Source organism: Pectobacterium brasiliense (genome assembly GCF_013449685.1).
In the GTDB taxonomy this organism is placed as follows: domain Bacteria; phylum Pseudomonadota; class Gammaproteobacteria; order Enterobacterales; family Enterobacteriaceae; genus Pectobacterium; species Pectobacterium brasiliense_A.
This window is the reverse complement of record NZ_JACDSF010000074.1, coordinates 26,553-36,989: the sequence shown is the minus strand read 5'-3', so window position 1 is coordinate 36,989 and position 10,437 is coordinate 26,553. Positions and strand designations below refer to the sequence as shown.

Annotated in this window: 7 protein-coding genes and 4 pseudogenes; 6 read left to right on the top strand and 5 right to left on the bottom strand. The window is 49.7% G+C overall.

Translation table 11 applies throughout. The features are described 5' to 3' along the window. Positions 1-104: 104 nt before the first annotated feature. Entirely contained in the window at positions 105-554 is a 450-nt protein-coding gene (locus tag H0248_RS22545) for a DUF6392 family protein (protein ID WP_346014306.1), read from the top strand. 140 nt (positions 555-694) lie between these two features. Here H0248_RS22545 and H0248_RS20880 read toward each other — a convergent pair whose 3' ends face one another. Continuing rightward, positions 695-1,096: an H-NS family histone-like protein gene (locus H0248_RS20880; RefSeq protein WP_180787337.1), complete on the bottom strand. Its 402-nt coding sequence runs from the start codon at positions 1,094-1,096 to the stop codon at positions 695-697. 1,062 nt (positions 1,097-2,158) lie between these two features. Between H0248_RS20880 and H0248_RS20875 the strand changes: the two are divergent. Then, positions 2,159-3,372 (top strand): annotated as a pseudogene (locus H0248_RS20875) (IS3 family transposase). Here H0248_RS20875 and H0248_RS22540 read toward each other — a convergent pair. The 4 genes and pseudogenes from H0248_RS22540 to H0248_RS20855 all read right to left on the bottom strand — a co-directional run bounded on the left by H0248_RS22540 (position 3,342) and on the right by H0248_RS20855 (position 6,012). Further along, positions 3,342-3,542, bottom strand: a complete 201-nt coding sequence (locus H0248_RS22540) for a hypothetical protein (RefSeq protein ID WP_258453908.1) — start codon at positions 3,540-3,542, stop codon at positions 3,342-3,344. The pseudogene H0248_RS20875 and the gene H0248_RS22540 overlap by 31 nt on opposite strands. 437 nt (positions 3,543-3,979) lie before the next feature. Continuing rightward, positions 3,980-4,571, bottom strand: a pseudogene (locus H0248_RS20865) (glutathione S-transferase). A 20-nt stretch (positions 4,572-4,591) separates the two neighbouring features. Further along, the gene (locus tag H0248_RS20860) at positions 4,592-5,353 is read right to left on the bottom strand and encodes a hypothetical protein (RefSeq protein WP_180787336.1); all 762 of its coding nucleotides are present in this window, start codon (positions 5,351-5,353) and stop codon (positions 4,592-4,594) included. 50 nt (positions 5,354-5,403) lie between these two features. Continuing rightward, complete coding sequence (locus H0248_RS20855) at positions 5,404-6,012, bottom strand: TetR/AcrR family transcriptional regulator (protein ID WP_180787335.1); 609 nt, start codon at positions 6,010-6,012, stop codon at positions 5,404-5,406. Between the two features lie 222 nt (positions 6,013-6,234). Between H0248_RS20855 and H0248_RS20850 the strand changes: the two genes are divergently transcribed. The 4 genes and pseudogenes from H0248_RS20850 to H0248_RS20835 all read left to right on the top strand — a co-directional run. After that, a complete protein-coding gene (locus H0248_RS20850; protein ID WP_180787334.1) occupies positions 6,235-8,526 on the top strand; it encodes an AAA family ATPase in 2,292 nt (763 codons plus the stop codon). Next, positions 8,523-9,449: an HNH endonuclease gene (locus H0248_RS20845; RefSeq protein ID WP_180787333.1), complete on the top strand. Its 927-nt coding sequence runs from the start codon at positions 8,523-8,525 to the stop codon at positions 9,447-9,449. Before H0248_RS20850 ends, H0248_RS20845 begins: the two co-directional genes overlap by 4 nt. 145 nt (positions 9,450-9,594) lie before the next feature. Next, positions 9,595-10,094, top strand: a pseudogene (locus tag H0248_RS20840) (glutathione peroxidase). Further along, positions 10,091-10,195: pseudogene (locus H0248_RS20835) on the top strand (thymidylate kinase); the annotation flags it as partial. The pseudogenes H0248_RS20840 and H0248_RS20835, both read left to right, overlap by 4 nt. Between the last annotated feature and the right edge of the window lie 242 nt (positions 10,196-10,437).

Here is a 10,437-nt window from a genome sequence, read left to right as displayed (position 1 = left end):
TCAACCAATTAGAGTCATTACCAGAAGCTGCAAGGGAAAAATGCATGGTTTGAATGATAAGCAAGGGTTATATCAATGACAGTAGATGTTGATGCACTGATTAGATTAGACATCTCGGTGAGAAATATTTTGATATTATTGCTGCAGGTTTAATTTCTTATAAAAAAACACCTAAAGGCTCTTCAGGCTCTTCAGTGCTTAGTTTGGATATACCGAAAGAAGGGGTTTTTCTTGCATTTGAACGAAATAATAAAACTCTCATAGAGATTACTCTTATGATTCAGAATAAAGCCATTGCAGGTTGGGCATTCCTGAATGATCTTCCTGCGCCGTTACTGAAGCAGAGCAAGATGTCTCGTGAGTGGGTGCGTGAAGTATTTTGTAATCCAATACGTAGTACACCACCGCAAGTCATAATGAATGAGTCGTTTGGATGGGTTGACTTGTTTTCATCAGGGGGGAGACATATTCCAACCAGTATCAAGATAGATTACGATGAAGATAATATAGTTACCGAGGTCGCATTTATTCCAACATCTACGCTGCGGTGGTAGTTAGGCTCTACCTGCACTTTTAAAGCCCATGTTATCTATAATGATTTTGGTGATAAGTTGAGATGATCGAGGCAAAACACAATCTGTGTTTATTCAGTGTGCAACCCTATAATAAACAGGGTTGCAGGTTGATTCGTGCATCAGATCTCAAAATCTTCCAGCTTTTTGCCACTCTCAATCGCAGCAGCAATCGCTTTAGGTGTACGTCCCTGACCTGTCCATAATTTCTCATTGCCGTTTTCATCGACATATTTATATTTGGCAGGGCGAGGCTCACGTTTCGCTTTACCTGATTTGGTCGCAGATACAGAGCCAAGCAGTTCAGCCGGATCGATACCATCCTCTAATAATTTAGCGCGTAAGGCTTCAATTTTGGCCTGACGTTCAGCATTTTGTTGCTGTGCGCTGGCCTCTTCTTCACGACGATCTTCAACAATAGTCGTTAACTTCTCCAGCATTTCTTCCAATGTTGCCAGATCGGTTTCACGTGCCTGAGCGCGCAGGGTGCGAATGTTGTTTAATACTTTTAGAGCTTCACTCATAATTGATTGTCCGGATAGTTATTCATCGGGGTGATCATAAGTCTTACGTTTTTATTTAGCAACATTAAAATAATGAGATAACATCCCAGACACTTGTTAACATAAAATAAATTGATTATCTCCTGAGTATACATTAAGAAATTTCAGGAAGATGTATGATATTCAAGAGAGCAAGATGGCTATGTTTATTTCTAACCAGCAGGTTTACATCACAAGTACTATTAGCCGATAGCCTTTTTAAGGCTCCGGTAGTGAGTATCTATTCATTGGGGTATAGCACAATGAATAGTGGTGCTAATGTTTTAACACTGACCTTAAGTAAGGTGCCAGATAAATCCTGTGCGACATTAGCGACTCAATTAGCAGGTAAATATTTTGAACTATTGGTCAACAATCCAAGGCGAGATCGTGAACGTATTATAACCAAATTCAGAACACGTTGACCTGTGCCCCTCTGTTAGAATAGTTGTCACCCCATCTAAAACACTAATGATAGGATGGGAACAGACCGTGAAGCGTATTTCACCCGAACGTAAATCAGCCGCATTGGCGAAATTACTGCCGCCCTACAACATGGCCGTCACCGTAGTTGCACAGAGGGAAGGGATAGCCGAGCTACCCTGTATAACTGGCGTAATCAGGCGAAAGCAGAGGGTAAACCGGTACCTGGTGCAGACAAAACCACTGACCCATGGTCGATTGCTGGTAAAAACGAAATCGAACCCGCTTTACCCGTATTTTTAACAGCAAAAGGGTATGGCTTCGAGTGTTTTTTGGTGAACGAGGGTGAACCTAAAGAAGGGGATAACCAATTGATAAAAAGCAAAAAAGCAGACGTCAATGAACGTCTGCTTTCTTTAAATTGGCTCCTCTGACTGGGATCGCCTTTGCCAGTAACTGGCTAATAAGTAAGCTAAACCTGAAATCCCCTTCTGTCAAGACCACCAGAATGACCACCATTTGATATGGGCTGCATAAACTAGCTAGAGCTACTTTGCGGTAGGAGGTGGTCTTTAATGAGATGTTTGTAGTGGCATAGTTAATTTGGCCACCTGAACAGAGGTGATACTCTTGCCTCAACATAAACAGGTGACACCATGCACAAGAAAACAAAACGGACATTCTCTCCCGAGTTCAAACTGGAATGCGCTCTGCTCGTTGTCGATAAAGGGTATTCCTACCGTCAGGCCTGCGAAGCGATGAACATCGGCTCCTCAACTCTTGAATCCTGGGTTCGTCAGCTCAGAAATGAGCGTCAGGGCGGCTACGTCTTCCGCCGCATCAATCACCCCGGAGCAGCAGCGTATTCGTGAGCTGGAAAAGCAGGTTCGCCGCCTGGAGGAACAGAACACGATATTAAAAAAGGCTACAGCACTCTTAATGTCCGACTCGCTGAACAGTTCACGATAGTTGCCAGACTCACTGACAGCCATACTGTTGTCAGCCTTTGCAGGGCTTTTGGCCTGCATCGCAGCAGTTACCGGTACTGGTGTCAACGACGCGATACGATTAGCCCGCAGCAGATAACATTGCACAGTGAAATGCGCCGACTCTGGAAACTGAGTCGGGGATCCGCGGGTGTGCGCACTCTGGCTGAGATGCTGACCCACAACGGTATCCCGATAAGCCGCTATCGTGCCGGACGTCTGATGAAACACCTGAATCTGAGCAGTTGCCAGCCCGGAAAACATCAATACAAGAATGCCTGCCAGCCGCATACGTTTTTACCGAATCTGCTGGAGCGTCAGTTCGCGGTACCAGACCCAGATCGGGTATGGTGCGGAGATATTACATATATCTGGGCGGGAAATCGCTGGTGCTACCTGGCGATCGTCATGGATCTTTTTGCCCGCAGAGTTATTGGCTGGAGTCTGTCAGCAAATGCCGATACGGCACTGGTAAGCGGTGCGCTGCGAATGGCATATGAGACGCGAGGCCAGCCGCAGAATGTGATGTTCCATAGCGATCAGGGAAGCCAGTACACAGGTATTAAATATCAACAGCTTATCTGGCGATACAGGATGAAAAAAAGCGTCAGTCGGCGGGGGAACTGTTGGGATAATAGCCCAATGGAACGCTTCTTCCGCAGCCTGAAAACGGAGTGGGTACCGGCAAATGGATACGCGGATCAGGGCGAGGCCGCAGAGAAAATCAGGTGTTATATCCAGCGCTATTACAACAGTGTCAGACCACATCATTACAATGGCGGTCTGACGCCTGAAGAATCAGAGAACAGATACCGCTCTTACCATAAAACCGTGGACAGAATTACTTGACCACTACAGCCCGCATCGCAGAGGAAGGTGGCGATGGGTTCGCTGTAGGCTCCCGTTGCCTCAAGGCAGATATGGCATTCCCTGTAAGGCTCAAGCCAGTTAAGCAGCTCGCTGAAGCCTTTTGAGGTGTTTGAAAAGACTTTGGTTTTATACTTTTTATCGCCGGTGATGGCGGCAATATCGAATTTTTTGAGGCGACATCAATGCCAACATGCGTGAGGGTTGTCATGTTTATTCTCCGGGAAAAACATCAGTAAACCGCCGTGACCTTCCTTATAAATGCGTGCTCGTGGCACAAGATACCGTTCAGTCTTAAAGGCGGGGAAAATAAGATGTGGGGGATTAATCTACGAGGCAGGCTTGATGCCCAAGGGGTTGAACCATCTCACCCACATCTTCCCGATGATCTGTCGGGGATCATTACGCGATATTGAGTAACGATCAAGATATAAGGGGTCGATCATCTTTTCCGATCGACCCGTGCTGATGGTGTGCACAATGGGTCAGGTCGGCTTTGCTGGCTGACCGGAAAAAATGGTCAGCCACTACGAGTGAGTACCTGCAAAATCCTGTAGGGGTCGATCATCTTTTCCGATCGACCCGTCTCTCACTTCTGCGGATATCCCCTGAACGCGTCCTGCGCTTCCCATTTCTTTGCATGTGCGGCAATCGCCGTGAACGCATCTGCCTTTACCACGTCCGGTATCATCAGCTGAATAAAACTCCACACCACGGCGCTGGTGATCTCCACCTGATCCGGCTTTTCCTGCGCGGTGGTGCGGGTGTTAAGCGCGGTTTGCCACGCATGTCAAGCCGCCAGTAACTGCCCGGTCACGCGATCGGTCCACGGCTGATGCTGCTTCTCCGCCGGGCGCAGGTTGTGCTCATAAACGTGCTGCACGGCTTTTTCACTGGCGGCCAGAATCACGCCCAGCAGGGCTAAATCAGTCGCCAGCGCGGCCGGATCTGTAGGAAGTAACTTATGCTGTGCATCAGCCTGCGCCTCGAAATAGCTGAGGATCAGCGACGAGTCCATCAGTTGCGTGCCATCATCCAAAATCAACGTCGGTGCTTTCACCACCGGATTAAGCTGTGCAAACGCGTCAAAGGTGCTGGTTTTCAAACGCTACGCCGTAATACGCCAGTGAAACAGCCACACGCCGTACATACGGCGAATCAAGCATACCGATCAGCTTCATTTCCATTCCTTATTGTCAGGTTAAAAATCGCGTAATTCATCGAACAGATTCATTAGTGGGTCTTTATCGAACGGCTCTGATGCACCTGCGGTTTGTTGTTCAATGCGGGATAACAGACCATAGAGCACCTCACCAATCTCTTCACGCTCTATCGTTTCAATGATATTGCTGCGGCGATCGATGGCATCAAACGCCTCGGTGTAACTGCGCACCATCGCCTCTGCGGTGGCAACAACGCTGGCCGCCTCGCTGGAGGCATCAATAGCGCGCAGCGAAGTCAGCATTTCTTTATACAGCGTGGCGGCCTTTTTCGCGTTGGCCGCACTGATGTGTTCCCGTCCATCCCAGTCCCGGAACGGATTATTCAGGTTTTCTGCCAGCCATTCCGGTTTACGCGTCTGTTTGATCGCCAGATCCACACCCGACAGCGCAGCTTTCTTCCAGGTTTTTTTAATGGTACTCGCCGCGTCAGCAGGCAGGCTGTTCATCCACACCAGTGACAGATGCGGTAACTGCGGCGGCGCAGGAAACTCATCCGGGCTGAAACCAAACAGATCAACGGTGGTGAACATCTGCAAACCCGCGAGGCGTGACAGGCTGGCCATATTGCTCACCATGCCCGGCTTACCGCACAGGCGCAGGGTGGTTAACGTCGTGTAACGATCGGCAATTACCGCGATATCGACGTCTGCCACCTCGGTTACCGTTGCGTAATAATGTGCAAAGCCGGGCATATCGGTAACGGGGGTAGACCAGGGTTGTGCGAGTGAAGCGTCAGACATATAAACCTCCAGATATTAGGAAGTGATCGTTTTCTTAATGGGTAAAATTTTTAATCGAGCAGCGTCAGTGCGGTTGCGATCAGCCTGTCACGAGCGGGGAGTTCATCAATTTTTCCTGCCACGCGCATCCCCAGCACCAGGCACAGCAATACGCCGCTTAGCGCTTCGGCATCATGTTGTGGATTCACCGAACGGTCCTGCTGACCCTGTTCAACCAGCTGCTGAAGAGAGCGCTGATTACTCTGAAGCGCGCTGGTGACCAGCCCGGCAAGTTCGTTATCGAGCTGCTGTAATTCCACGGCGCTGCCGACCAACAGGCAACCGCGTCGCCCTTCAATATCGCTGGCAGACTCAAGGTAGAAGCGCAGCAGTTCTGCAATCCTGCTTCTGCCATCGGGCTGCTGCGCCAGCCGCTGGCGTAGCGCTTGATTACGCAGGGAGGTATAGCGCACAAACACTTGCAGAAACAGGCCGCATTTGTCGTGAAAGGCTTTATAGATGCTTCCGGCGGTAAGCTGCATTGCCTCGCTCAGATCGCTGATCGAGGCGCTGTGATATCCTTTTTCACGGAATACCACCATGGCGAGATCCAGCGCGGTATCGGGATCAAACTGCCGGGGGCGCCCACGCTCACGGACTCTCTGCGGCTGTTGAGACATTTTTTCACCATTTAGGAAATGATCAATTCCTAAATGGTGCCATAGATGCGGGTGAATGAAAAGAGGCGAGGGGAAAGCGAAAATACCGCTGGAGCACGTTTAAATGTGCTTATTTTGCAAGGGGAAAAAAGTGTGTGTCCACTATTGCTTTTAGTATGATTCAGTTTTCCCATCTGCTTGCCGATAAGTCAGAGAGCGTTATTTTTACGGAGACATGAAAGGATGCAATACGTTGACAGGAGCCAAGTGCTTCCCCCATCAGGTTTAGTCACTGACAGTCATGTAAAAGAAAACCTTTATGAAATTGAAGCATTTTTGGCGCTGGATCCTCAACGGCGAGCCCAAACCCGCCCACCGCGTCTGGCCAGCGTAGATAAAGTTGCCGGACTTAAGGATGCGGTCTATAAACTTTTTGACGGACGATGCGCTTTCTGCGAGTGCCAGGGTCATTCATTAAGCATTCAACGTTTTCGCCCTGGCAGCAACGCAACCCCAATGGAAAAAAAAGCTGAGGCGCCGCTTTATTACCTCTGGTTTGCCTGGGCGTGGCAAAATTTTTATCTTGCTTGCCACCGTTGTAATGCATTAATGAGCCGAAATTTCCATGTAACAGGCAAGCGTATGCCCGTGCCTTCCTTGCATGAATATCAGGACTACCGGCGCAGTAATAGTAGTCTGTGGCCGCAGTGGCCGCCAAAGGAAGAAAGCCAGCTGTTAGATCCCTGCCAGACAAAATCCTTTATCTCACATATTGAGGTCAGACCTCAGGGAGACTTTAATTACTTAAGTCAAAAGGGAATGACAACGATCAATATTCTACAACTTAACAATGATGACTTGGTAATTAAACGTGCACAGCGTTACAAAGGATATATAAGTAAGTTATCCAAAGCTATTAAGATCCGTTCTGATAATTTGCTTTTCAGCGTGCTCGATTTCAATAGACTGGAATATGGTGGCAGTTGGTATCTGCTGTTAAGGCGGATAGCTGAGCATATCGATGGTGAGAAAGGTCACGCGTTGACAGCAGGGAAAATGAATCATTTTTTCATGCTTATGTTTGAGGATCCAGATAAAGGTAGAGATCAACTTTATCAGGCAATTAAAGAAATTTTTCTGCTTCCTGTAAACAAGTGGACTGAGACGCGACCGTCTTTACCGCAAGGTGATTTACATCGCATACAGTTTAATAATTTCAAGTCGCTGGAGACGCTTGAACTTACATTGCCCGCGCTGCCTGAGCGGGAAGAAGGAAAAAAGCCAGAGGCACGCGCTCTTCTGCTGCTGGGTGAAAATGCGGCCGGAAAAAGCACCATTCTGGAAGGCATTGCGCTGGCGTTGATTTCAGAGGAAAGCCGCAACAAGTTAAATTTGCGAATGCAGGATTTTATTTTGTCCCCTGGATTACTTGCCGGTGATCCTAAGCGGGCACCGAAAATGGCAGAAGTTGTGCTTACCCAGGATAATGATGTCTCGCTGACACTGACCTTAAAAAAAGGGGGGAGTCATTTTACGCAACTGAACGGACAGTTTTCTGTCGGGCCCGTCTTTGCTTATGGTGCCTTTCGTCAATACGGGAAAGGAAAACGGTTATACACAGCCGATAAAACCGTGCGTAATCTCTTTGATGGCAGCCTGATTGGGAACCCGCAAAGCTGGCTTTTGAGCCTGAGTCAGGTGAATTTTGACCGTGTCGTGGCGGCACTCAGGGAGGTATTATCGATTGAAGGAGAGTTTGATGTCATCCAGCGTTCTCCTGAAAGAAAAGAGTGTTCTCTTATAACTGCCATTGATGGCGTTGAAACTCGTACGCCGTTGAATGTGGCGTCTTCCGGCTTTCGTACCGTGCTGGCAATGGTCTGCGATATTATGCAGGGTTTAATGAATGAGCGTGTCGCCCTGACATTTGAGGATTTTGAGAATGCACGGGGAGTGGTGTTAATTGATGAAGTCGAAACGCATTTACACCCGCGCTGGAAAATGCAAATTATGGGCGGCCTGCGTCGTGCGCTTCCGGGGATGACGTTTATCGTCACCACCCATGAGCCGCTGTGTTTGCGCGGGATGTATAATGGTGAGGTGAGGGTGATGCAACGCACCTTGCATCACGATATCCACTCAGCATCAGGCGCTCTGCAGCGGGTCGAAACATTGAGCGACTTGCCAGACATCACGACATTACGCGTCGATCAACTCCTTACCTCTGACTTCTTCCAGCTCGATTCCACCGATGAACCCAGGCTCGATCGTCTTATCGCTCAGGTTGCCGATCTGCTGGCAAAACGTCAACAAGGCCTCGAACTGACAGACGAAGAAACAGAAATGATCGGAACCTTCGAACGTGACATTGCCAGTGCCATGCCTGTTGGGACGTCTGAGGCACATCGTTTGGTGCAGGAGGCCGTTGGGGAGTATTTACAGGAGCGGCGTCAGGTTTCAGCCGCAAAAGCTCAGGCATTACAGGATGACACCCGGTCACGTATTTTGAACATTCTGCGTGAGGTGGTGCAATGAGGCACGTTCCCCGTGGGACCGGACAACCGCCATCATCACTATCGGCGCTGAACGCGGAGGGAAAAAGTGAGTTACAACGCGTGCGGGAATATTATGCCGGGCCAAAACAGGAAAAGAGCTTTAAATTTGAGGCCTATTCTTCGGACGATGTAAAATGGCGTTTAAACACGCTGTTTCATTTTAAGTGCGCGTATTGTGAAACATTCTTCTCGGCTTCATCACCCGTCGATGTTGAACACTATCGGCCCAAAAGCAAAGTGAGCGAAGATGCGACGCATCCAGGATACTGGTGGCTGGCGATGGACTGGGAGAACCTGTTACCCAGCTGCATTGACTGTAATCGTAAAAGGCGACAGCACATTGTTACCCCGTCCAGCAGTCTTATCTCGCTGCTGGAGCATAGCCAGAAACCCGGCACGTCTGGTGGGAAAAAAGACAGTTTTCCTCTGGCCGCTGCAGGGATACGTATGCGGCCTGAAAGCAGAGACCACCAGGCAGAGCAGGCTTTATTGCTTAATCCCTGTGAGCACCAGCCGCGGGAATTTTTGCATTTTGTCAGCGTCGGGGCGCCTTCTCTCAGCCTGGTTGTGCCGACAGGAGAGGGAGGAAGCCTGCAGGGTGCAACCTCTATCCATGTATACGGACTTAACCGTCTCGGTTTGGTGCAGGACCGCACACGTTACTTACGCCGGCTCGAATTTTTGGGTGACATGCTGATATCGCTGGGTGAGCTGATAGATAACGTGAACGCAATGACGTTAGAGGACGAACAAAAGGACGCCATTATACGTCCTTTACGATTATTACTGGATAAAACCGGTAAAGAAATGGCGAGTATGGCCAGAGCCGATCAACCCTATTCCGTGATGGCTGAGACCTGGATCGCTCAATTTTATCGTCAGATAGAAAATCAGGGCGTGTGAAAGAATATCAACGTTGCCAGGAGATATCGCACAGGATCCCAGACCTGCCACGCCATCAGGAATAGGATCGACTTTCCACGCCCCGGCAGCACCGCGTTACGTGATAATATCGACGTCGAACTGCTTTTGCCTTGAGGATCCCGCTATGACCCCCTTTTATCAACTGAGCGCTACCCGTCTTGACGGTCAGCCTGTCTCTCTGGCGACTACGCGGGTAAGGTGGTGCTGGTGGTGAATACCGCCAGCCAGTGTGGTTTCACACCCCAATACGGCGGCCTGGAAGCGCTCTACCAGAAATACGCCGCCCGGGGTTTGGTGGTGCTGGGTTTCCCCTGCAACCAGTTCGGTAAACAGGAACCCGGCGGCGCTGACGACATCGCGCAGACCTGCCACATTCACTACGGTGTGAGCTTCCCGATGTTCGGGAAAGTCGAGGTCAATGGCGCCCCAGCGCACCCGGTGTTTCGCTATCTGAAAAATGAACTGCCCGGCGTGCTGGGTGGGCGGATCAAGTGGAACTTTACTAAATTCCTGATCGGGCGCGACGGTAAACCGCTCAGGCGTTTTGCGCCGTTCACCACCCCGGAGAAGATGGAAGCCGCAATCCTTGCTGCACTGGACGGGCAATGGTCATCAGCAGCATGAGCCGTCAGTTGTTTGTTTCTCTGGATGGGCCGAAGGGCGCCGGTAAAACCACACTGCTGGAAGCCATCACCAAAGTGCTCAGGGCACAGGCGCAGCATGTGTTCGGTGTGTTCACGCTCGCCTTCAACGCACTCGTGGGGTTGGCACGACATGAACGGCTGAAAGCCCTCTTTGCGAAGCTCAGCCAGCACGGCGACTGTGGGGATAGACTTTAAGCTGCGTTCAATAAGGAGACAGCCCTGACCCGGTAGGGATTGATGCCGGAACGAGGCAATTTAAGAACAAACCGCCCCCGGTTAGCAGGATCGTCTCGTCCGGCAGGAAAGCATGCTAACACTTACAT